A 25,473-nucleotide genomic window follows, 5' to 3' on the forward strand; every position below is an offset into this window, starting at 1 on the left:
TCTTATTAAGATTGTATTTTAATTTTGGAAGGTACTTTGATAGTCTTTATTTTTATCTAATACCATATTTGCTTGCCATTTTTATACAAAAACATTCTTGCTAATCTTTTCTTTGAGTCCTTTTCCTCCAATATCAAAAATGCTCCGCTTGGAACATCTGAAAAATTTAGAGTAGAATCCGTTAGACAAGATTTTGTCCTTAATTCTTTCCACACATTATTCTGATCCAGAAATTTTAAAGTGTATTTTCTGTTCCTTTTTACCCAGGATTTTTCACCGATATTTATTCTTTTTGTGTGGATATTAACTGTTTTTCTGAAATCAGGTGCTGAGTATGTTATATTGTTTAACGAGTCTAAAATAAATGGTTTACCGACAAGTTTAAAACCAGAGTCCTCTGGTATGGCAATATGATATGCTATATCTGCCGCCATATTTTTGAAATTGGCATATGCGCCATTTGGGGTGATTTTTCCATAAAAAATAGGTTTCCATTTTCCATAACTGTTTACGCATATATATGCAAAGGTTTTGTTTTGTGTTTTTTCAAATTTATAAACAAGATCAAACGTTGGCGTGTGTTCATGTGTAACATCTAGTAGATGGTCTGATTTTAAAAAATTTGGCATGTAGTAATTCTTATTATTCAGAACTGGTTTTATGGAATCTGTCCACAGATTTGTTTTTTTAAAGCTAATTCTAAATACTTTTGCGGGAAATTTAAAAACATCTGGTGGTTGAAATCCATACCCTTTAATTATATCCTTTTCTTTAATAGGACCATAAAATACTTCGGAAGCATGGCTGCCGTTAGTCTTTCCCCACATGGGAACAATATCTATAGTTGCAGGAATACCAGCCGATCTAGCTATAAAGACAAATAATCGTGACAGCTCGAAACAGCCCCCTTTTTTTATTGCTAACAATTCTGCTGAGGAAGGGGATCGGGTTAATCTTGTAAAATTTCCAGTATATTCTAACCAAGACCAGGCTTCGTTTCTTAGAGTCATATATAGTTTGCCACCATCGTTCTCGTCCTTCAGTTGGTAATTAAGTATGCTGTCCTTGTATTTTTGAAATAGTCTAAATCTCCAGTTATCTGGTTTCTCATTTAGAATTTTATAAGGCAGAAGATAGTTGAAAAATACGTCCTTAGGTACATTCTTATTCCATGGATATTTTTGCCAATCAGATATTGCTTTATCTATGTTTTCTTCCAATAAATTTGTAGGCAAAAAGTCAGAATCTTTAATATCATTAGAAGAGAAAACTATTTTTTTATTTATTAGTATCTTATTTAATGAATTTTCAGAAGTTATGGTATCTAATCTAAAATCTATTGTAGTTCCGTCTTCATTGTAAAATACGGGTATTTCAGAGCTTATATCTCCAATATTCTCTTTTATAAAAATCAAACATTGTAACTTTAAACTGTCTTTTTTGTCAATTGAATATTTTTGTATCAGTTTGTCGAAATTTACTTTTTCATTATTTTGACATGATTGTCCAATAAAAAATAATGTCATTAAGATGAAGTATTTTATTGTATGTATTTTTGACTTAAACTCTATTTTAAGAATTTTAAACTTGTACATTTATGTTTTTGGGTTGTTAAATTTTTTCCATCTTTAAATAAATATAGCTGTTTGTTTTGATAAATTTAATATTTACAACCCTTAATAATATTTTATGTAAATTCTTAAATTTAAGAATTTGATTTTTAATGAAACTATTGTGTTTTTTTTGTTATAGTAATTTTGAGTCCATAGTTATGAGATAAACGAACTGCTAAAGTATATCGCTTACTTAACGAGATTTTGAGATAAGTTAGGATAAAAAAGGCGATGCCCCGAATGTTAACATTCGGGGCATCGCCTTTTTTTTAAAGATATTTTACTTCTCTTCCAGCCAGATTCTGTTTAGCCATAGAGGTTTGTTTCCTTTGATTTGAAATCGGATTTCATAGGCTCCGGCGTTTGAAAATTGAAGTGTTCCGATACTGGTGTCTACAAATTCATCCACATAGTTATTTTCGTTTGGTTCGGCAACCATTTTACCGGTTGGGGCAATTTTTCCTTCCAGTTGATGGTTTCCTTCAGTTACTTTAATTTCCACGTTTTCTTTATTCGGGTTATGAGCGGAGACGGCTACTGAATACGTTCCTGCTTTTGGAATATATACTTTCCAGCGGATTTCTTTAGGTTGATCAACGATCAGATGAGTAGGTTTGAGACCATCATAACGGACTACTTTAAAATCCTTATTGATCGTATTGATGCTGTTTAATGAAAATCCTCCGAATGTCGACTCACCTGCAATATCCTTTTCTAATGTAACTGCCTGAGGAAATTCAAAAGCGACAACAGAAACAAAAGGATTACTTTGAGAAGAAGGTAATTTCACGTGGATCAAAGGCCCTGTCTGATCGAATGCTAACTTTTCTTTGCTGCCATCTTCTTTCCACAATTCTACACCAGAAGGGGTTGAACTGATGCCACTGACACGGAGAATATGATCCAAAGGCCAGTTAAAGACATGAGCATAGACCATTTGTTTGCCGTTAACCATTTTGGTTGTCAGTTTGCCCCAGTCATGCTGATCTGTACGGAGCTCCAGACCTGTATTGCCATATAATGCTTCTCCGTTTTTTGTCAGCCAGTTTCCTAAATCACGGAGGCGGCTTATGCTCTCATAAGGAACTGTTCCATCAGCACGGGGACCGATATTCAGTGTGAAATCTCCATTCATGCTGACATTGCCGATCAGGGAATTGAACAACTGCGTTGTAGATTTCCATTCATTTTCCTGTGCATTGTATCCCCAGGAATGTGCTATAGTACCCGGAGTTTCCCAGGGGTGAGTTGTATAGGCTGTTCCGAACTGATTATCTCCCAATGTTTCAAAATCAATATTCGGGTCCGAAGCAGGTAGCCCAAGTCGGGAATTGATAAGACAATCGGGCTGAAGCTCACGTATTAAAGCAATAGCCTGATCCAGCTGCTCTTTTTTGAAAATAGTTTTTTGATACGGTATCCACATGTCAAACCACATAATCGCGATATCCCCGTAATTGGTGAGTAGTTCTCTTAACTGAGGTAAAGCTTTTTCCTGCCAGTACTGATTGAATTGCGCATCTGTAACACGTCCGGTCAATTCCTGCATATGATTCCAGGCATATGGATGTTCCCAGTCAATCCAGTGTGAATAATAAAACCCCAGTTTCATACCATGTTTACGACAGGCATCTGCCAGTTCTTTGATGACATCGCGCTTGCTTCCGCTAAGTTTAGGCAGGCTGTAATCACCTATTTTAGTATCCCATATGGCTACTCCGTCGTGGTGTTTGGTGGTGATAATGATGTACTTCATTCCGGCTTCTTTTGCCAGTAACACCCACTGTTCCGGGTTGATCTTATCCCAGTCAAACCGGGTAGCAAGTGTACCGTATTCCTCTTTGGAGATTCGGTTGCGGTACCGGATCCATTCGGCATAATTATTTACATAACGGAGTTTTTCTCCCTTCCATAAACCTTCTGCAGCACTGTAAAGTCCCCAATGAATAAACATTCCAAACCGGTCCTGCTTGAACCATTCTGTCCGCTTTTCCGGACTGAGCTGGGCAAAGGAGCTAAACGATAAGCCTATAAATATGAAAAGGATAAGAAATATTTTTTTCATCAGATCGGGGATTAGGATTAAGATTTAAATTTAGTTAATTCATATCAGATTTTTAAGATAATATGTTTAATATTCCTACGGTTGTATGTATACGTAATATGCACCAGGCCTTTAGTATCCTGTATAATCGTAGGGTAACTAAATTCTCCTTTATCCTCGTCTTCCAATACCAGAATATCTTTCCAGGTGATACCATCTTTTGAATAGGCAACTCTGAGTTTGGCTCTGCCTTCCCACCAGTCTTTTCCCGGAATGTCAGGATTATAAACAATCAGGAAACCATTTTTGATGCGGATAGCATCTGTAGCTGAATTGGGATTGATCAGATTTGTTTTGGATAATGCAGACCAGTTTTTCCCTTCATCCGAAGACCATGAAGTCATAACAAACCCTTCCTTGCTGCGGCAAAGTACCTGAAGCCTTCCATCAGCATGCTGTACGATACTGGGTTGAATAATGTTGAACGGGGAGTTATGATCAATAGGATAACTGGCCCATGACTTCTGCTGATCATCGCTGCGCTCCACATGACCTATCCAGCGGTCTTCAGTGACCTCCACACTGGATGGAGACAGAATAATGCCATTGGAGAGTTCCAATGGCTTATTTTTAATCGGGCCTAAAATACCCTTTGGCAACAGACTGGCCGATGACCACGTCTTGCCATTATCTGCTGAAGTCTTTACTGCACCCCACCATTCACGTGGATTCGGTCCTACTTTATAATAGAGATACAGGGTATTGTCTTCTTTCGCTTTAAATAGTACAGGATTCCAACAGGCATATTGTACGGTGTCATTACTGATTCCATCAGCTATCTGTTTAGGAACGGACCATTTCTGGCCATCGAATGCTGAACTCCAGATGGCCACATCTTTATTTCCTTCGTGTGTGCCTCCGAACCAGGAGGCCAGAATCTCCCCGGAAGCTGTTTCTGCGAGAGTAGAAGCATGACATTGTGCAAAATATCTGTTTTCTTCAAATAGAAAACCTGTTTTCACCACTGTCGGCTGTATACTTTTACAGGAACCGAATAACAGGAGAACTCCACAGTATAAAATAAATCTGTTCATAACTTATCGGATAGAAACTGTAGCTTTTAAAGGAAGATTTTTAGACGAATTGCCAATAAGTATCCGGTATTCTCCGGGTTCAGTTGTCCAGTTCATCTGTTCATCAAAGAAAGCCAGCTCCTGAGGGTCCAAAGTGAAATGTATCTTCTTTGTTTCTCCGGCCTTTATAAATTCCTTTTTGAATGCTTTGAGTTCCAGTATCGGCCGGGATACAGAACTGAGCAGATCTCTTACATATACCTGTGTTACTTCAGCAGCATCTATATTCCCGGTATTGGTTACATCTACCGAAAAACGAATAAGTTCCTTATTTGAGACTGCAGGAGTTTCCAAAGTGAGATTTGTAAAATCAAATGTACTGTAACTGAGTCCGAAACCAAAAGGATACAGAGGCTCACCGCTCAGGTGATGGTAATCATCACCACGTCCTGTCGGATGATGATTGTATACCAACGGCAACTGACCTTCATGAACGGGGTACGTTATCGGCAGTTTACCCGAAGGGCTTACCTTCCCGAATAAGGTATTAGCTACTGCATGACCTCCTTCTTCACCCGGATACCATACATTAAGGATAGCACCTACTTTATCCTTCCAGGCAGTCGTCTTAATTGCAGAACCACCGACAAGGACTACCGTTGTCGGTTTATTTAATAAAGATACTTCCTGAATAAATTGTTCCTGATTACCCTCCAGATTTAGAAGAGCACGATCCTGAAATTCACCTTCGTGTATTCCGGTGGTGACAATAATATAATCCGCTTCTTTTGCTTTCGCTAATGCTTCGTCATAATCTTTTTTGTAATCCGGCAATCCGTAATTCCACACTAATTCAATATGGGCATTGCCACGCATTTCGCGAAACTCTACGCGGATAGGGTAGCTTTTACCTTTTTCAAATGTAAACGGAGCTGTGGTGGTCGAGTAACTTTCTTTTTTCCACTTATCTACGATCAGCTTATTGTCCACATAGAGACGGTAGCCATCATTTCCTTTTAATCCGATTTCATATGTACCGGAGGAAGGAGAACTGATCTGACCTGTCCAGCGGATGCTGTATTGATCCATTTTAAGCTGTTTGTCATCCGGAGAACCTAATGTCCAGCTAAAGTCTATTTTTTCATCTGTACGGGTGAATGCTGGTATTCCTGATACGGATGCATTGTTAAAATACTCGCCTTTAAGTCCTTTAATATTTCCCGAAGTCAGGTAAGAAGGAGCCACAACACTCGTGGAAAGCAGTTTCATAGTAATACCCTTGGCATATTGGATATCGAGTCCTTTTCCTTTGCCATACTCCTGTATCCCTTGCAGTATACTGACTTTACCATTGCCGGGACCGCTGTATCCGCCTAGCCGTGCTGCAGTCGCCTCTTCTCCCACAACCAGGATTTTCTTATAGGAAGCATCAACAGGAAGCGTATGATGCTGATTTTGAAGCAAGACAAAAGATCCTTCAGCGGCTTGCTGTGCAATAGGTTTGTTGTTGATTTGTTGTACTAATTTTTGAATATCTTTTTCGCTGACATAAGGTTGTTCAAAAAGACCCAGTTCAAATTTAGCTTTCAATACGCGTGACACAGCATCATCAATACGGGTTTTGGAAATTCTTCCGTCCAGAAAGGGAGGCATGAACAGTTTGTAATGATCGTATTCTGTCTGGAAAATGACATCTAATCCTGCATTGATAGCTTGTGCTGATGCATCCGGATAATCTTTGGCAGTGTAATGCAATACGGTAGATCCACCAACTGCGCTGGCATCCGAGATAATAAATCCATCAAATTTCCATTCGCCTTTCAGTTTATCTGTCAATAACCACTTACTTGCTGTGGAAGGACGGCCGTCGATCAGGTTGTAAGCTGTCATTACTGAACGGCTTTTTCCCTGCTGAAATGCTTTTTTAAAAGGGACCAGATGTGTTTCTTCTAAAAAGCGTTTATTCCAGAAAATAGGGTAGGAGTCACGTCCTCCATCTCCGACATTGGCCAGAAAGTGTTTAGGTGTCGTAATAATATCCTGTTTTTCGAAAGCGCTCACAAAAGCGACACCCATTAATGAGCTGAGATAAGGATCTTCACCATAAGTCTCCTCTGTTCTTCCCCATCTTACATCATTGGCCAGATTGACAACGGGTGTCAGAATCTGTCTGATTCCCCGGAGGCGCGATTCGGTAGCGATTGCTGTTGCTACCTCATGCATCAGAGCGGGATCAAATGTAGCAGCCAGACCTATGGCCTGTGGGAAAGCTGTAGCGCCTTCGCGCATGAGTCCGTGAAGTGCCTCGTCAAACGGAATAATAGGAATCCCAAGACGGGACTGTTCTACGAAATATTTTTGGATAGCATTAATCTTACGTACAAGTTGTTCTGCGCCTTCATTGGCGTTGTACTGTAACAGTTGTCCTGAAGCACCTCCGCCTTGTGTACCGGCACTCACCTGAAAACCGAAGATGCCGTGCTTATACTGATCTTTACTTACATGGTCTAAATCTCCCGGAATCATAAAGCATTGCCAGAATTTTTCTTCCGGAGTCATTCGGCTTAAGAGATCCTGTACTCTTTTTTCGAGAGGCTGAGCCGGATCTTTGTAAATTGGTTTTTGCTGTCCGAAGCTTACAAATGATTGAAGTAATAAAGCTGCTGAAAGCAAAACTGTTTGTTTTTTCATAAGTAGTTGATAGGTGAAAAGCAACGGGTTGCATAGACTGACAACCCAATTGCTTATGGGTTTTTTATTTTGAAACTAAACGGATAACGGCCGCATAATTCAGGCTGCTGTTTGGTTTTTTGATAGTGATCTTATCTGCTGTTTTCGTCCATTTTAATTTGCCTTTATAACCTAAGATTTCAACCGATCTGGGATTGAAGTTTTCGGGAAGTGTAAATGTAAATTCTTCCGGCATGGTATAGGTTGTGTTGTCAGACAGGTGAAATACATTTACGATTTTATTGTCTTTGCTTTTAGTATAATAATAATCTCCCTCATGGTAAGGTGCAACAGGACGGGTTGCAAAGACAGCACTTTCATTAATCTGCATCCATGCTGATAAGTCTTTTAAACGGTCATATGCCGCCTGATCAAAATCACCGTTCGGTCCGGGCGCTATATTCAACAAATAATTACCACCACGCGATATAATTTTGACCAAAGTTTCTACGATCTTTTTGGTTGGCTTATACTGATCATTAGGGACATAGCTGAACGAATTCCCCATCGTGATACAGCTCTCCCATGGAATATCCATTTTATGGTCAGGTATAGCCTGTTCCGGCGTTACATAATTTTCCCAGGCTCCCGGTACAGTCCGGTCCACTACGATAATACCCGGCTGATTTTTACGAGCCATGGTTCCGATCCGATCCATGTCAATATCTTGCTCTACCTTGATCGTGCGCTGCCATTCAACAGACTGATCTATGGTTTTGAATGGACGTACCCATCCTCCGTCCAGCCAGAGTATATCTACTTTTCCGTAGTTAGACGTCAGCTCGTTAATCTGATTAAAGGTGAAATCTTTGTATTGTTTCCAACGTTCCGGATATTTGGTCGGATCGTAATTTACATTTCTGTCTTTCGGTGGAAAATAGGACCACCAGTAGTATTCGGTATGCCAATCCGGTTTAGAAAAATAAGCTCCGATCTTGAATCCGTCTTTGCGGAATGTGTTAAAAATTTCTTTTGTTACATCAGCTTTAGGATTGCTTGAAAATGGAGTTTTAGAGTCTGTGATTTTATAATCGGATTGTTTGGTATCAAACATCGCAAATCCGTCATGATGCTTGGTGGTAAACACTACGTATTTCATGCCTGCACCTTTAGCTGCTGCGGCCCACTTTTCAGGATTGAAGGCAGTCGGATTAAAGGTCTTTTGAAGATTTTCATAATTCTTCACATATTCGTAATAAGACGATCCGTGTTCTGGTTTACGTTGTGTCCATCCTTCATCTTCCGGACATAGAGACCAGCTCTCTACAATACCCCATTGGCTATAGGTACCCCAATGCATAAAAAGTCCGAATTTCATGTCCTGCCAGCTATCCAGATTCTGGATAACCTGTGGATCTGTGGGCTGTTGGTATCCTGCTGATACATTATGCTCCTGGCTGAAACCATTTAGCAATTTACTGCTCAGGAAAGCGGTTAATAATAGTGTACGTAATTTCATTTCATATAAATGCTTAGAGGTGATTTTTTATCAACTTTAAAAATACTGATTTTTAACAAAAAAAGCTGCCAATTGGCAGCTTTTTTATGAATTGAAATAGATTTATTACTTAATATCCCAGAATATCTTCGTGTCTCTGGTATCTTTACTTTTAACAGCCTGATAGTTTACATTGTTGTTTGAAACTTCAGTACTTGGATATGTTAATCTTTTTGGAGGATTAGCATAGTTAACAAGACCTGCCGTCTGGAATGTCAGTTTTGGCAGTTCAGTTCTTCTGTATTCAGACCAGGCTTGCTGTGCCTGTAAATAACCGAAATGTAACCATTTTTGCGTGATAATAAGTTCTAATTTCTTTGTTGCATCTCCGGTAAAGGCTGCTGCAGAATTATCCACAAATTCAGAGATAATTTCTTCTGTTGGTTTTTGTTCTGTTTTTAATCCGGAAGTATTCAGATTATTAAGGTAGTAATAGAACGTAATGGATTGTTTAACTCCCAGGTCGTAAGCCGTCTTTGCATCTGCCTCGTTACCCCATCTCAGGTGCGCCTCCGCTTTGATGAAATTGACTTCTGAAGCATTGATCACAATACCCGGAGTGGATACGTTATCAAAGAATGTAGCAGAGTCCAGCACTGCATAATCCTGAAAGTTGTTTTCCATATCTGTTGATGTAAACTCAATAGGCATTGCTTTGTACTCTTTGTTTTGTACAAATTTTCCATCTACTGTTCTACCGAATTTATCATAAAACACAGGGATTCTCGGGTCATTTGAAGGGAGCATCACTTTATTCAACATATAGTCCGTTGCATAGTGATTCGGTCCTTCTAATAAGGCCTGTCTCAGACTGGTTGTGTTGTTGGTCAATGGATACAATAAGATATCATCTGCCTTCGGAGAGTAATTTGGATTAGCAGATCCGTCAACTAACGGATATAGAGTCGCATTGCCCAGCATTTCCATAATCTCTGTTCTGGCTTTTGTTTCATCCACATTAGAAATTCTCATTAACAGACGAAGACGTAATGAATTGGTGTATTTTCTCCATTTCTGGATGTTTCCGCTATTCAGAATGTCATACTTTGAAAAATCGGCATTTGTGCTGGCTTTTTCAAAATAAAGGTTCAGTGCTTTCAGTTCGTCGATAAACGAATAGTACAACTCTTTCTGATCATCAAATTTTGGTTTGATGATGGTACTGTTTGTTGGTAAACTACCTGCTTCACTGAAAGGAATATCACCGAAGTTATCAATCATTTTTGATGCTTCATCAAATAGAACAACTTTACCTGCATTCAGGAATACTTCTTTCGTTGCTCTTTCTGTCTCGGGAAGATTTGCATAGGCTACTTCCATTGAGCGATAGATACCTAATACACCTGGTGCATAGAAATCTGTCCAGTAATTATATGCATATCCGTCATTTGGCTGATACATTGTATTAGACGGATAGAAGGATGCAGTCTGTGTATATATTGCCTGATTAGAAAGGATGAATGTTCTGTAATGCCAGTAAGATGGTCTTACCCGGTCATTATTGAGCATATCCGTGAAAAAAGCCGGAATGTTTGGCTGTGTAGAGGCATCTGGGTTCTGAAATTTATCTTCCAGATCTTTCTTACATCCGGTGAAGGATAGAAGGGTAAGTCCTGAAAATAAAATATATAATAGTGATTTTTTCATTTTGTAAAGGATTGATTGATTAGAAATTAGCATTCAAAGAGAATCCGAAGCTACGTGTAGCTGCTGTAGAACCAACGTCTACTCCTTGTGACCACCATTGATTTCCAACAGGAGATTCCGGATCCAGGTTTTCTAATGTTCTGTAGAAATAGAATAAGTTTCTTCCGATCAGAGACACACGAAGATTGTTGATTTTAAGCTTGCTTGTGAATGCATCCGGAATTTTATATCCGATGGAAAGCTCTCTTAGTTTGATAAAGCTGTTGTCATATACCGCACCTTTTTCATTCCATGAATCAGCTCCCCAACCGAAAGTATTCATATAATACTCGGCCGCACTCAGGTTGACCGTGTTAGGTGCACCTGTTTTTTCGTTTACTCCCTGAAGTGTTACACCACCATCTCTGTACGGAAGTGTGTTTTCATACTGACCGGCACTCATACCGTATTTCAGGTTCTGAGAAACCATTTTTCCGCCAAAACGATAATCCGCTGTGAAATCCAGCATAAAGTTTTTGTATGTAAATGTATTGGTCCATCCGCCTATTGCTTTAGGAAGAATGTTGCCTACATTTTTGTACTGTGTCTTGTCAACTACATAATAACCTTCGTCTGTGATGAGGTTATTACCGTTTGCATCTGTTGCCAAAGGATATACATAGATATTTCCTAATTTTTCACCAGGTCTGGCTACAATTCTCAATGAACTTTGATCAGAATCATAGAATACTAGTTCGTCTACCCCTTCTGCCAATGATTTAACTTTGGACTGGTTGAAAGCGTAGTTGATACGGGATGTCCAGGTAAATACCTCATTCTGAATAGGTGTGCCTGACAGCGAGATCTCAACCCCGTTATTAGCAATTTCTCCGACGTTCAGTACCTGAGAAGTTGCTCCGGATGAAGCAGGCGCTGCTAACGGAAGGATCTGATCCTCGATGCGGTTGGTGTAGTAACTTGCATCCAATCCAAGTCTGTTTCTCAGGAATTTCAACTCTACCCCGAATTCTGTTTCGTACTTACGCTCTGGTTTCAGGTTTAAGTTACCATATGAATTTCCGTAAGTCAGAGAAGGAACGGATCCGTTGATAGTTTGTAATGACGTCTGGTTGTAAGCAATATTTGCCAGATAAATACCTGCATCATTACCTACGATACCGTATGAAGCTCTTAGTTTACCATAGCTGAATGTATCATTTGTCAGATTGAAAGCATCCGAAAAGATAAAACTTCCACTGACTGAACCGTACTTGTAATTATTATTCTGTACAGGTAGGGTAGAGGAATACTCTGATCTGTATGTTCCGTCCAGGTACAGGTAACCTTTATAGCCAATATTCAATGATCCGAAGTATGCATACTTTAACATTTCCTTTCTTAAATTAGAAGTGTTAGGAATGGCATAACTGTTGCTCAGACTGAACCAGTTTTCAGTAACCAAACCTGCATTTGTGCCGGATGACTGGTCATCATATTTTTCTGAACGGGATTGGAAACCCACGCTGGCAGAGTAATCAAAATCTTCGCTGATCTTGTTGGAATAGGTTAACATGGCATCTCCGTACAGAATAGAATAGATTCCTTTTGTCGTCGTATAACCACCAGTACTTTCTGTAGTCGAATTATAGGCTGTAGGATACTCATTGTACTGTTCGTACCGACTGGTAGCAGAAGTTAAGTCATTACCAATTCTTCCACGGAATCTTAGGTTTTTGATGACATCCCAGTTTAATGTAGCACTTGTCAAGAGACGGTTTTCTGTCTCATCGTAGTTGTTTTTGTACTGTGTCCAGAAGTAGTCCATCAGATTGTATGGACGGATGGTATATTTTAAGTCTCCCGGTCTTCCTGTTCCGAATCTTGAATATTTATATCCGTCTGCAGTTTCATATGCATTTTTTAATGCAGACATATCCTCAGTTCTGCTAAAGAATCCGTCAAATGAACTCAAAACCTGTCCTAATAAATGAGAACGGTTGTGCGTATTCGTGTTAATGTAGTTAGCTACAATGTCTGTAGATAATTTGTCACTTAATTTAATTGAACTGTTTAAGTTGAATGTGTTTTTATTTTGCTTACTGCCCGGACTTGTACTCTTATAGTCCATACGGGTAGCACTCAATCTGTAATTGATATTGTCTGTCTGGTTAGAGATACCCACATTGATATTGGAGTTGTAACCTTTATCAAATACATCATAGTAGTTGTTTGGTCTTGCAGAATAGGTACGTACCTGTCCATCCCACCACATCACTTCCTCACCTGTGAATTTCGGTCCAAAGTTACCGTATGCACGGAAGTATGGGCGTCTTCCTGATGGAGAATCTGCTGCAGGAATCCATCCTTCCGCTGATGCACCATTTGCAGTGTTAGTTCCTGCATCATAACCCGGACCATATTCATTCTGGAATTTAGGTAAGAAAGCCGCTCTTTCGATAGATCCATTGTAATTGAAATCAATACCTAATCCTTTGCCTTTTGTTCCTTTCTTTGTAGTAATAACAATAACACCACTCGCCGCATCCGATCCATACAGTGCACTTGCAGCAGCTCCTTTTAAGATAGAGATGTTGTCGATATCAGCAGGATTGATGTCAAGCATACCGTTACCTCTGATACGCTGATCACCCCAGTAATTATTGTTATTGGCACCTGAGCTTCCGTTTTGCTGATCATTTCTGATTACGATACCGTCTACAACGTACAGCGGTTGTCTTTGATAATTCAGGGAGTTGATACCACGTATTTGTACGTTTACAGCACTTGAGGCACCACCCGGAGCGGTTGTAATTTTCACACCCGGAGCTTTACCATATAGTGCTGATCCGAAGTTAGTATTTCCTGCTTTTGTAATTTCATCAGCTTTGATGTTGGAAACAGCGTAACCTAATGCTTTAGCCTCTCTTTTGATACCCATCGCTGTAACAACGACTTCCTCCAATGCTCCGGCATCCTCTTTTAAAATTACATTAATCGTTTTAGCTGCGGACACCGTAAATTCCTGTGCAGTATAGCCTACGATAGAGAAACGAATAGTTTCACCTGCATTGGCCTGAATGCTGTAGCTTCCGTCTGTACCGGTCTGTGTACCACGGGCGGTACCTTTTACAGATACGGTTACTCCGGGAACGGCTCCTTGTGCATCTGTTACTTTTCCTGTAACATTTTGTTGTGCAAATAGATTAGTCACCGACAGGATCGAGACCATTACTATCATGCAACATGATTGATAGATTTGTTTCATTTTATTAATGATTTATTAAGGTTTGCAAATTTGGTAAGTGAATATTCGAATACGATAGATGCGGTGCCGATAAGCTGTGCATTTTTCATGTCTGAAATCTCGAGAACTGTTTTATTGGATATTTTAGGTATACAAAATTCATGAATTGCAGTCTGAATCTGCGGCATCAGAATTTTTCCTGCCTCAGCACCTCTGCCGCTGATAATTATCTTCTGTGGATTCATAATGTGGATCAGGGTTGCGATTCCTTTACCTAGCATGTATGCCGACTTATTTAATGCTGATATAGCCAACTGGTCTCCGCTCAGCGCAGCATTGATAAGAAGTTGTGCTTTTTGAAGCTGATTTTGAGAATCCTCGTATTGAAGTACGGATTTTTCACCGGCTGTAAGTCTCTCTTCGAGATACGCTACTGCTGCAGACAGGGAAGCTTCTACCTCGAGACAGCCGGTCTTACCACAGGAGCACATTTTATTACTTTTTGATAAGGGAATATGGCTGAATTCACCGGCATATCCACTAAAACCTCTGAATAATTTGTTGTCCACTATGATTCCCAGACCGACTCCCCAGCCTACATTGATAATCAGGGCATGGGAGATTTCTTTTGCTTTTCCAAAATTCTGCTCTGCTATAGCAATAGCAGTAGAATCATTCTCTATAAAAGTGGGGATAGCAAATACCCGTTCAAACTCTTTCTTAATATTGAACAGTTGAAAATCTTTGAAAGATCCATTTGTTCCGGATACATTATCGACAAATCCCGGCATACTTACACCAATCCCAAGGATATTATCTGCAGACAAATGATGTTTTGTGAGCAAATCATTAATCAGATTGACAATGTTGTTAAAAGCTGCTTCCGGATGATCAAGATGATTTTCAATTGTATGGACGGGAGTTAATTCCTTATTATGCAGATCGTAGACAATGACGGAAGTATAATGTTGATCTATGGCAACGGTAAGAATGTAACAATTTAATTTTGCGTTTAGGGCATAATGGATTGCTCTTCGTCCTCCGGTAGAAGGGGCGAGGCCATCCTCGACAAGTAATCCGTCTTCCAGCAATTCATTAACAATCTTTGAAATGCTGGGAATACTCTTGTTGGTCAGTCCGCTTAATTCCGCAATAGTGTAGGTACTATTGAAATAAAGCAGATTCAAAAGCAATTCTTTAAGGCCTAAAACGGTCTTTTCCATATCCATTAATTGTTAAAATAATATAGATTTGGCGTTAAAGGTATGTTAAAAAGATATAAACTTCAAATACTTTTTAAAATTTAACAATAAGTATTGCTGTAAAATAGATTTTTATTTAATATGTTTTCTTGAAAAGGATATGCTATTTTATTAAGTAGATTGGTCGCGGGATAGTATATAAAAGAAAAAGGAGAGCATAATTGCTCTCCTTTTAAAAATTCATTAACTATCTGTTACTTAACGTCCCAGAAGAGTTTTGTGTTTACATTGTCCTGAGCTTTTACAGCCTCATAGTTAGCAGAATTGTAGACGCTTTCTGATGGAGGCAGGTTAAATTTGACAGGTACGGTTTTTTGAATATCCGAATTTTGCACAACAAAACTAAATGTTGGATAGTCAAATCTTCTTGCTTCTGACCATGCTTGAACTGTCTGAAGAACATTGAAATGTAACCATTTCTGAGTAGCAATTAATTCTATTTTATTACTTGCACCATCCCAGTTCAGGTTTGTTATATACGTATTGATCTGTGCAGGAGTAGGGGTGGCTGGAGCTGCTACTGTATTATCATTACTTTTGCTTCTGATAGCGCGGTAAAGATCTACAGATTCCTTTACACTGTTTTCAAACGCAGTTTTAGCAGATCCGGAATTTCCATTTTTCTGGTAATATTCCGCCAGCAAAAGATTTGTTTCAGTGGCAGAAAATAAAATTCCAGGGAAATACTGATTGCGTGAAAACGTAGAACGATTGAAAATGGAGATAGTGCCTCCTCTTGCTAAATCAGATTGGGCCCCGCTTGTTAATGATTGATCCAAACCTCTGAATTGACCATCAGATCCGGCCTCAAAGAAGAAAGGTAAACGCGGGTCACTTTTGCCGACCATATGATCAATCATTGCCTTACTCGCCATATTTGCATACCATCCAGTAGCTTCAAACGCATCTTTAATACCTTTAGTGTTGATATTATTATCATCTAGATTGAAGATGTCAACCTGTGCATTATCACTATTTGTTAAGATAAGTGGATATGTAGTTTGATCGTTAATAATCTCCGCTATTTCCTGAGTAGCACGGGAAGCGAAGGTCGGGCTTTCGGATACTCTTGTCAGTAAGCGTAGACGAAGGGAGTTACAGTATTTTTTCCATAGCGTTACATCTCCGTTGTTTACAAGATCCTGTGTTTTGAATTTTTCCTGAATAGATTTACTTAATGTTATACTATTAAGTGAAGTGCTTATTACTTTCAGATCATCTAACATTGTTTTGTAGATATCCTCTGCTTTGTCATAAGCCGGGTAAGAATTTTGATAATCACTATTATTTGTACTCAGCATCCCTGCCTTACTCCATGGAATATCTCCATGTAAGTCTACAGTTTGCTGTGTTTGATCATAGAATAATACCTTGGCTGCCAGAAAGAAAATTTTCTTTTCTTCTTTTTCTACATCAATAGACTTGTTATAAGCTGTTTCCAATTCTCTGTACTGCGCAAGACCTTCATAATAGCGTGTCCATCTGTCTTCAATCGCAGCAGCTCCCGGCAACAGGTGATTCTGTTCATTGATCCAGCCTGTTGTGTGTAAGTATCTGAATATAGTAGGTCTCAGGGTTACAAACAAATTTCTGTAATCTGGCACGACTAATTGACGATAGCTGTATATTATTCCGGTAAACTGTCGCTCAATGTTAATTTCTGTCACTTTTGACGGATCTCTATAAACATCATCAAAATCGCTCTTTTTACAGGAGCTAGTATATATTAATGAAGCAAAGCCTAGCCCCATTATTAAAAAATATCGTTTCATATTATCTGTTTTTAAAAGCTAGCACGTAGCATTAAACCAATTGTTCTAGTTGCCGGACTTGTTCCTGCATTTGACACATTATTCACCCAGTTAGATCCTCCGGTCATTTGTTCCGGATCTAAGTCTTTAATACTTCTGTATAAGAAGAAAAGGTTACGGCCGAAAGCTGATATCTGTACATTCTTTGCTCTGAGTTTAGATGCCAGATGTGCAGGAATTCTATAACCTAATGATATCTCGCGCATTTTGATATAATTATTTTTCTGCACATACAATTCATATCTGGAGTTAGAATATTGAGGACCACCCCAGTTGTAAGTCTGGTTGTAGTAAGTAGCTTGAGAAATGATATTATTATTACGGCTTCCATCAGCTAATACCCCGTCCATCAACATACCATCATGATAAACTTTTTCACCATTGGGGCCGGTTGCAGAGTTCGTTGCAATACCTTGTGTTCCTACTCTATAGTAACTTAGTCCACCGTTTTCTGCATCCATTGCTGTTAAACTCTCTTCTGTCAATCCTCTGCTGGTCATCCAGTTGATACCGGTAGGCATAGCATGACCACCCCAACGAAAGTCAATCAAAGCATCTAAAGTGAAGTTTTTATATGTAAATGTGTTAATAAAACCTCCGACAGCTTTTGGCATTGCATTTCCTGCTTTAATCCACTTATCAGCATCTAATTGATAAATACCATTTTCCTGAACAATTTTATTGCCACTAGCATCTGTCTTGATAGGGTGAACCATAATATCTCCCATAGGTTGACCGACTTTAGATACCAATTGTGCAGCAGCACCGTCATAATCTCTGTGTAGTAATTCCTGAACACCACCTGGTAATTCTTCTACTATATTTTTGTTCATAGAAAAATTCAAAATCGTATTCCATTTGAAGTTTTCGTGTTGAACAGGAGTCCCTGTTATTGCAAACTCCCAACCTTTATTGCGTAAAGTTCCGACATTTGCTACGATAGAGCTCGCTCCCATTGAAATAGGAAGTGTATAATCCAGAATCTGATCTTGAATTAGACCATTGTAATAGGTAATGTCAAACCCTAAACGATTGTTCAGTAAACGGGTTTCTAAACCGAATTCGATCTCTTTTTTTCTCTCCGGCTTAATGTTCTCATTTCCAAATCCTGTTGTCGGAACATTATTATAAATAACCGAAGCACCATTTGGAGTCTGAACGCCTAAGCTTTGTTGAGTATAACTTAAAGCACTTTGATAGATGCCTGGATAATTACCTACAACACCCCATGATCCTCTTAATTTTGCATAATTAAATATTTCAGGGAGTTGGAATGCTTCACTTAAGATTAAACTTGAATTAACAGAAGGATAGTACAATACATTTCTGTCTGGGTGCATAGTAGAAATAATCTCACGACGTAATGTTCCTTCTACAAACCAGAATTCTTTCAGGTTGAAGTTTAATGTCCCAAATAATGCATCTCTCAACATATTTCTGCGATAATTGTAACGTGTATTACCACCAATAGTATTTACTGAAGCATTGATGTCATACCAGTTGCGTACACTAAGACCACCTGCTGTCTCTCTTTGTACATAGGTATCCTGACTTTTAGTTGCAGTATAACCGGCCATTACACCCAATTTGATATCTTTATTGATTTGTTTGTTGTAAGTTGCTAGTAGATCGGTGTAGTAGATGTTCGCATTCTGATTGCCCAACCCGAAATATCCGCTATTATTAAATTGAAGGGGAACAGCATTCGGCTCTTTGTCTTCTGTTTTCACAGAGGTCATATCAGCAGAAAATCTGGCTCTTACGGATAAATCACTGGTAATCTGATAAGTGTTCGTGACGGAACCAATTATACGATTAGAATACTCATCATATTGTTTTGCTTTGGTATTCCAGATATAATCTAATACATCTGTTTTAGCACCGTTGTATCTGATGTTTTCATCTGGGGTTAAACTTTGTGCATCAGCAGATTGTACAACATATTTGTATCCTAAACTGGTTTGATATTTATTCAGATACCACTCCGGATTATCAAACGTCGAGATCATACCGGTAAAGTTGTTTATCAGACGATCCGTTAGAAAAGGTCTGTTATGGGTATGTTGATTTACATAGTTTACAACTACATCCGTAGTCAGTTTGTCCCAAAGCTTAATAGTTGAATTTAAATTCGCTATATTTTTCTTATTATAAGAGTCTAAAGAAGTCATCTGATTATCCTGACGTGTAACGGAAAATCTGGTGTTAGAGTTTTCAGTGGTGTTGCTAAGGGCTAAATTGAAGATTGTATTATTCGGATTATTAAATAATTTATTATACGCATTTTGTGCGACATAAGGTCTTACTTGTCCATCCCATGAGATTACATCTTTTCCGTCGAATTTTGGACCGAAATTTACTGTTGCAGCTAACAAACCTCTGTTTACTCCGTTGATAGCGCTACTATTAGGGTAATAATAAAACATATCATCTGCCTGACCATCATTCTGATATGCGGTCGTATATCCTGGACCTCTTACGTCTTGAAAGCGTGGTAAATATGCAATTTGATCATGTGTGTAAGTTGCATTGAAATCAATCGCAAAACCTTTACCGCCTTTACCTGACTTTGTCGTCACTAATACTACCCCGTTCATCGCTTCGGAGCCATATAGTGCCGCTGCAGAAGCTCCTTTTAGAACGCTGATAGATTCAATATCTTCAGGGTTTAAATCTTCCAAACCATTACCTCTTGCGCGTTGATCACCCCAGTAGTCAGAGTTGTTAAAAGTTGTTTGACGCATCGGTACCCCGTCAATAATAACCAGAGGCTGAGAATTTCCGGTAATGGAGTTGGTACCACGAATGTTGATGTTGATACCTGAAGTTGCTCCACCTGGTGCTGCAGAGATTCTTACTCCGGGAGCTTTACCATATAAGGCTCCAGCAAAGTTAGGTGAACCGGTTTTAGTCAGTTCTTTGGAATCAACTGTGCTCATGGCATAACCAAGCTCTTTTGGAGCTCTTTTGATGCCCATCGCTGTAATTACGACTTCTTCTAATGCTCCTTCGTCTGTTTGTAAAGTTACATTAATCGTTTTAGTTGACCCCACTGCAATTTCTTGTGAAGTGTAACCAACCATGGAGAAACGCAAGGTCTCTCCTTGTGCAGCCTGAATGGAATAACTTCCGTCCGCTGCTGTTTGTGTTCCACGGGAAGTTCCTTTTACGGAAACTGTTACTCCGGGAACATTTCCACTTGCATCCGTTACCTTTCCTGTAACGGTCTGCTGTGCAAATACGCTTGTTATCGAGAAGATCGATAGCAGCATGATTGTGCAACATGTTTGATAGAATTGTTTCATGTTTTATTGATGATTAATTAAGGTTTACAAATTTGGATAGTGAATATTCCAATACGATACAGGCAGAACCTATCAATTGTGCCTTGTTTTTCAGATCGGATATCTCTACACTTGTTTTTTGCGCTATTCTTGGTATACAGAATTCATTGATTGCAGTTTGTATCTGAGGCATCAGAATCTGACCAGCCTGAGATCCGCGACCGCTTAGGATAATCTTTTCCGGATTCATAATGTGGATGAGAGTGGCTACTCCTTTTCCAAGCATATAGCCGGACTTGGTGAGTGCTGAAATAGCAAGCTGGTCTCCGTTAAGGGCTGATTGTATAAGGGAATTACTGCTCTCTAACCGATCATTGGTCAAATGATTTGCTAATTTGGATTTTTCACCATTTTGCAGTCTCTCTTCTGCAAATTCAACAGCAGCAGATAACGATGCTTCTACTTCCAGACAGCCTTTCTTTCCACATGAACATAGTTTGTTGCTGTCTGAAAGGGGAATATGACTGAATTCTCCGGCATAACCGCTGTATCCTCTGAACAGTTTATTATCCACTATTATTCCCAATCCGACGCCCCATCCAATATTAATGATGAGGGAATGGGAGATATTTCTGGCTTTTCCAAAATTCTGTTCGGCTATGGCAATCGCAGTGGAGTCATTCTCAATAAAAGTGGGAAGCTGAAAGCGGTTTTCTATTTCGCGCTTAATATGATACAATTTTGGGTTTTTATCTTTATAAGATCCGTTTGTCCCTTGTTTGTTGTCCACAAAACCAGGCATACTGATGCCTATTCCCAGAATATTATTTTGATTAAATTCTCCATGTTGCAGCGTCTTTTCCATAAGGCCAACAATATTATCAAAGACTTCATCGTGGTTGTCCAGATGATTTTCTATAGTAAATACAGGTGTGCGCTCTTCATTGGAAAGATCATAGATTACAGCTGTGGAATAATGCTGGTCAATAGCTACAGAAAGTATAAATTTATTTAGATTCGAATTTATGGTATACTTTATAGGTCTGCGGCCTCCTGTAGAAGGAGCTAAACCATCTTCTATAATGAGGTTGTAATCAGCTAGTTCATTAATAATTTTTGTAGTACTCGGAATGCTTTTGCCAATTAATAAACTGAGATCGGCAATAGAATACGATTTTTCATAATATAATAAGCTTATAATAAGCTCTTTAAGTCCGTAATTGGTCTTTTCCATTTTGACTTAGGGTTATTAACTGGTTTGTAATATTTGAATAAAGTTAATATAAAGAAATTGTAACTTCAAAATCTTTTTAAAAAAAAATAAAAAGTATTTTAATTTTTTAATAAATGTATATAACATTTTTTGGAAGGAAATATTAAGATGAATAGATTATCAATCCATGCTCATTGTTAAATTGAATTTGTACTTTAATAAGTATATTTCAGGTTTGAGCTATGGAGTAATCATTTCATGGCTCAAATGCTGTTTTGTAATTTCAAAATAATAAAATGTAAGTATTGTGTATTTTTGTTATTTTGAAGGTTTTTTAAATTTGACTATTGATTTAAATTAACCTAAGATAAATTTATTTTTTCTTTTTTATATTTTTTTATTAATTTTATTTTATGCTCAGTTTTAGTTTGGAGCTTTGATGAATTTTTTACCTAAATTATTGGTTTATGAAAAGGAAAAATTATGCTATTAAGTCTCTGCTGGTAGTCATGGGCTTTTCTATAATGCTTTTTAGTTGTAAAAAAGATCATTTAAAAAATGATGTTTTAAATGATAAAAATTTGTTACAATTACTAGCACAATCTAATAATGAAATGTATTATTGGTCAGGTAATGAAAAACACTACTTCACTTATGACACAACTTTGCTGTTAGTACAAATAAGAGATAGGATAACGAACCTTCCTCAACTATCAAGATCCCTTCAAAATTCTAAAACTTTACGTGTAGAGAACGATAGTACTATACAAGTTATCGTTCAAGGGGATGCAAAATCGGATTTGTTACAAAAACGTGGAACGCTAAATATTAAAAGCTATTATCCATCGATTAAAGTACCTAATAGTAAAGGAGCAGCATTTATCACTGATCGGATTTCAGTAAAGTTCAAGCAAAAAATGAGTAACCAGGATTTGATTGGGTTTGCTAAAAAACATAATTTGAACTATATTTCAACAACTCCTTATGGTGCTGAAATCTTTAAAGCTATTGCTCCGGTTAATACATGTAAGATTGCAAATTATATACATGAAAATGAAGCCGTGGAGTGGAGTAATCCAGATTTTGTACAATTAATAGAAAGGTATGTGGACTATTACCCTAATCAATACTATCTAAATAACATGGGACAAACAGGAGGTATATATAATATAGATATTAATGCTCCTGAAGCATGGGATATTACATTAGGTAGAAATGTTCGTGTTGCAGTCATTGATGATGGCGTGGAGGCGCATCCTGAGTTCGGCAACAGATTGCTTAGTGGTTTTACTGCTGGGAGCAACAATACATTAGGGGCTCCATTAAATCATCCGAGTAAAGGACATGGAGTCGCTTCTGCCGGTATTATTGCGGCGGCTCAGGATGACAACGATGGCATAAAAGGTATTGCTCCCAATTCATTAATATTACCTGTGAATATATTCCCCTATACTCCTGCAAATATATATGACAGTGGAGCTGTTACTTCTTCGGAAATTGCGACAGCAATTAATTGGGCATGGAGACCGGATCTTGGAAATGCGGATGTGTTAAGTAATTCCTGGGGAGGAGGCGTGTCCAACAATGATATTATCAGCGAGATTACGAATGCACGTACAAACGGCAGAAACGGCTTAGGCGCTATTGTTGTATTTGCATCAGGTAATAATAATCCTTATGTAAGCGGAGTATCATTCCCTTCAAGTGTAAATGGTGTCTTAACAGTGGGGGCAATAGATAAAAATGGAAATATCTGGAATTATAGCCAACGTGGACCTGAAATGGATTTGGTAGCTCCTTCTGGCAATGTAAATCTGAGTGGTGATGTATACACGACAGATAGAGTTGGTAGTTGGGGTTACAGTAACGATAATTATACGTCTATTTTTGGCGGCACATCTGCTGCTTGTCCACAGGTTGCAGGAGTAGCTGCTCTTATGCTTTCTGTAAGTCCTAATCTCACTGAATCTCAGGTAAGATCGCATCTACAGATGAGTGCAACTGATATGGGGGCTAGCGGATTTGATAATACATTTGGATATGGGAGATTGAATGCAGAGGGAGCGTTAAAAAGGGTTATTCCGACTATTAATGGCCCAGCTGATGTGTGTTCGTCTGATACGTATTCTCTAAGTTTTGTTCCTTCAGGGGCAAGTGTTAGTTGGTCTGTGATTGGTTCAGGAGCAAATGTTTCCGGAACAGGAGCGAATGCAACCCTTAATGTTTGGGGAAATAGTAGTGTGGTGCTAAGGGCAATTGTTAGTCAAGCTGGTGGGAGTTACATAGTTAAGAAGGCAATTAATGTTGGAGGAGTGACAGTTTTAGATGAAATCTGGAAAGAGTCCTCGACTATTGGTCCAGGTTCGTTTCCTTTCATGAATTTTGTTGCTTTATTTCCTCGTAGATGTACAGATGCAATTGATGGAGAATGGATTGTTTCTCCTGCTAATGCGATTATTAATTATGAAGGTCAGATATCTTGTCCAATATCAAATAATACTGGTGTGACAATACAATTTTTTGGAAGCGGTACATATACAATTTCGGCAAGAGTGAAAAATAAATGTGGTGTTTGGACTAATTGGAAGAGCACTACTGTGTATAAGCAGTAGCTGTTAGGTAATAATATAAGTTTGTGTGTTTCTATTGCAATTTATCTTTAATTATTTATGTAAAATAATAAATAGTCGTTCTAATTTTAGTATTATGAAAATTAATTATGTGTATTTAGGTTTATAATTTGAGACTACTATCTTAAATTGATGGTGGGTGTGCCAAATTGTGATCTATAGTGTTTTTTTACTAAAATCCAAGTTAGAATGTATTGGTGATATATAATATTAATGATCTGAATTAAATGATTGTCAATTTGTACTTACAAGCTTTTCGAGTGAGTATTCCAGAACTATACAAGCTGAACCTATCAACTGCGCCCTGTCTGTCATATTTGATATAGTAATGGTTGTCTTTTGTGCTATTTTGGGAATACAGAATTCATTAATGGCGGTTTGGATTTGCGGCATCAGAATAGATCCGGCCTGTGAACCCCTACCGCTTAGGATAATTTTTTCCGGATTTAAAATATGTATAAGTGTTGCTATTCCTTTGCCAAGCATATAACCGGACTTAGCCAGTGCTGAAATTGCCAGTTGATCACCTTCGAGGGAGGATTGAATTAATAAATGACTGTTTCCAGGTTTGTCATTGGTCAGTTGATGTGCTAATATAGATTTCTCTCCGCTTTTAAGTTTTTCTTCTGCAAATTCCACTGCAGCGGACAGGGACGCTTCGACTTCTAAACATCCTCTTTTTCCACAAGAGCATAGCTTGTTGCTGTCAGATAATGGAATATGGCTAAATTCTCCGGCATACCCGCTGTATCCTCTGAATAATTTGTTGTCAACAATAATTCCCAATCCTACACCCCATCCAATATTTATAATGAGTGAATGTGACGTGTCTTTGGCTTTACCAAAATATTGCTCTGCTATTGCTATTGCCGATGAATCATTTTCTAAAAATGTAGGTATCTGGAACTTATGCTCGATATTACGTTTGATATGGAATAAATTCTCATTTTTATCTGCGTATGAACCATTGGTGCCAAGTATATTATCAACAAAGCCCGGCATACTTATTCCGATGCCTAGAATATTATGCTGATTGTAATTCCCATGATTAAGTGTTTTTTCTATTGATTCAACAATATTTTGGAAAGTGAGGTCTGCGTTGTTTAAGTTATTTTCAGTTGTAAGAATTGGGATTTGCTCTTCATTAGACATATTGTAGATTACGGTCCGAATGTAATGTTGATCCACTGCTACGGAAAGAATGAATTTGTTCAGGTTCGGATTAATGCTGTATCGGGTAGGTCTGCGCCCTCCAGTACTGGGAGCCAGGCCATCGTCTATAATTAACTGATCATAATAAAGTTCGTTAATAATTTTGCTTATACTGGGGATGCTTTTTTTTGTCTTAGCACTCAGTTCTGCAATGGAATGAGCTTTATTGTAGTATAATATGTTTATTATAAGCTCTTTGTGGCTTAAGTTTGATTTGTCCATTTTAGGTTAAT

13 protein-coding genes are annotated in these 25,473 nt (G+C 38.4%); 1 reads left to right on the forward strand and 12 read right to left on the reverse strand.

Going from position 1 to position 25,473, the window contains the following annotated elements; genetic code table 11:
- Nucleotides 1–56: 56 nt before the first annotated feature.
- The 11 genes from B4B65_RS03850 to B4B65_RS03900 all read right to left on the reverse strand — a co-directional run bounded on the left by B4B65_RS03850 (nucleotide 57) and on the right by B4B65_RS03900 (nucleotide 21,419).
- Entirely contained in the window at nucleotides 57–1,595 is a 1,539-nt protein-coding gene (locus B4B65_RS03850) for a transglutaminase-like domain-containing protein (RefSeq protein WP_293913476.1), read from the reverse strand.
- A gap of 298 nt (nucleotides 1,596–1,893) precedes the next feature.
- Nucleotides 1,894–3,678: an alpha-L-fucosidase gene (locus B4B65_RS03855; RefSeq protein ID WP_293913478.1), complete on the reverse strand. Its 1,785-nt coding sequence runs from the start codon at nucleotides 3,676–3,678 to the stop codon at nucleotides 1,894–1,896.
- 44 nt (nucleotides 3,679–3,722) lie between these two features.
- A complete protein-coding gene (locus tag B4B65_RS03860; RefSeq protein WP_293913480.1) occupies nucleotides 3,723–4,751 on the reverse strand; it encodes a sialidase family protein in 1,029 nt (342 codons plus the stop codon).
- A 3-nt stretch (nucleotides 4,752–4,754) separates the two neighbouring features.
- Complete coding sequence (locus tag B4B65_RS03865; protein ID WP_293913482.1) at nucleotides 4,755–7,421, reverse strand: glycoside hydrolase family 3 N-terminal domain-containing protein; 2,667 nt, start codon at nucleotides 7,419–7,421, stop codon at nucleotides 4,755–4,757.
- Between the two features lie 64 nt (nucleotides 7,422–7,485).
- Nucleotides 7,486–8,919 (reverse strand): alpha-L-fucosidase, encoded by a 1,434-nt coding sequence (locus tag B4B65_RS03870; RefSeq protein ID WP_293913484.1) that lies wholly within the window; start codon nucleotides 8,917–8,919, stop codon nucleotides 7,486–7,488.
- Between the two features lie 105 nt (nucleotides 8,920–9,024).
- The gene (locus tag B4B65_RS03875; RefSeq protein ID WP_236582400.1) at nucleotides 9,025–10,605 is read right to left on the reverse strand and encodes a SusD/RagB family nutrient-binding outer membrane lipoprotein; all 1,581 of its coding nucleotides are present in this window, start codon (nucleotides 10,603–10,605) and stop codon (nucleotides 9,025–9,027) included.
- A 19-nt stretch (nucleotides 10,606–10,624) separates the two neighbouring features.
- Nucleotides 10,625–13,849 (reverse strand): SusC/RagA family TonB-linked outer membrane protein, encoded by a 3,225-nt coding sequence (locus B4B65_RS03880; protein WP_293913487.1) that lies wholly within the window; start codon nucleotides 13,847–13,849, stop codon nucleotides 10,625–10,627.
- Complete coding sequence (locus tag B4B65_RS03885; RefSeq protein ID WP_293913489.1) at nucleotides 13,846–15,051, reverse strand: ROK family protein; 1,206 nt, start codon at nucleotides 15,049–15,051, stop codon at nucleotides 13,846–13,848. The genes B4B65_RS03880 and B4B65_RS03885 overlap by 4 nt, the downstream gene beginning before the upstream one ends.
- Nucleotides 15,052–15,284: 233 nt before the next feature.
- Nucleotides 15,285–16,862: a SusD/RagB family nutrient-binding outer membrane lipoprotein gene (locus B4B65_RS03890; RefSeq protein ID WP_293913491.1), complete on the reverse strand. Its 1,578-nt coding sequence runs from the start codon at nucleotides 16,860–16,862 to the stop codon at nucleotides 15,285–15,287.
- Nucleotides 16,863–16,873: 11 nt separating this feature from the next.
- The gene (locus tag B4B65_RS03895) at nucleotides 16,874–20,206 is read right to left on the reverse strand and encodes a SusC/RagA family TonB-linked outer membrane protein (RefSeq protein ID WP_293913493.1); all 3,333 of its coding nucleotides are present in this window, start codon (nucleotides 20,204–20,206) and stop codon (nucleotides 16,874–16,876) included.
- Between the two features lie 13 nt (nucleotides 20,207–20,219).
- On the reverse strand, nucleotides 20,220–21,419 hold the full coding sequence (locus tag B4B65_RS03900; protein ID WP_293913495.1) for an ROK family protein: 1,200 nt from the start codon (nucleotides 21,417–21,419) through the stop codon (nucleotides 20,220–20,222).
- 446 nt (nucleotides 21,420–21,865) lie between these two features.
- Here B4B65_RS03900 and B4B65_RS03905 point away from each other — a divergent pair, with 446 nt between their 5' ends.
- Entirely contained in the window at nucleotides 21,866–24,010 is a 2,145-nt protein-coding gene (locus tag B4B65_RS03905; protein WP_293913497.1) for a S8 family serine peptidase, read from the forward strand.
- 252 nt (nucleotides 24,011–24,262) lie between these two features.
- On the opposite strand, the gene B4B65_RS03910 is transcribed toward B4B65_RS03905, so the two are convergent.
- Nucleotides 24,263–25,462, reverse strand: a complete 1,200-nt coding sequence (locus B4B65_RS03910) for an ROK family protein (protein ID WP_293913499.1) — start codon at nucleotides 25,460–25,462, stop codon at nucleotides 24,263–24,265.
- Between the last annotated feature and the right edge of the window lie 11 nt (nucleotides 25,463–25,473).

It is taken from the genome of Sphingobacterium sp. UBA5789 (assembly GCF_002418355.1).
Lineage (GTDB): Bacteria > Bacteroidota > Bacteroidia > Sphingobacteriales > Sphingobacteriaceae > Sphingobacterium.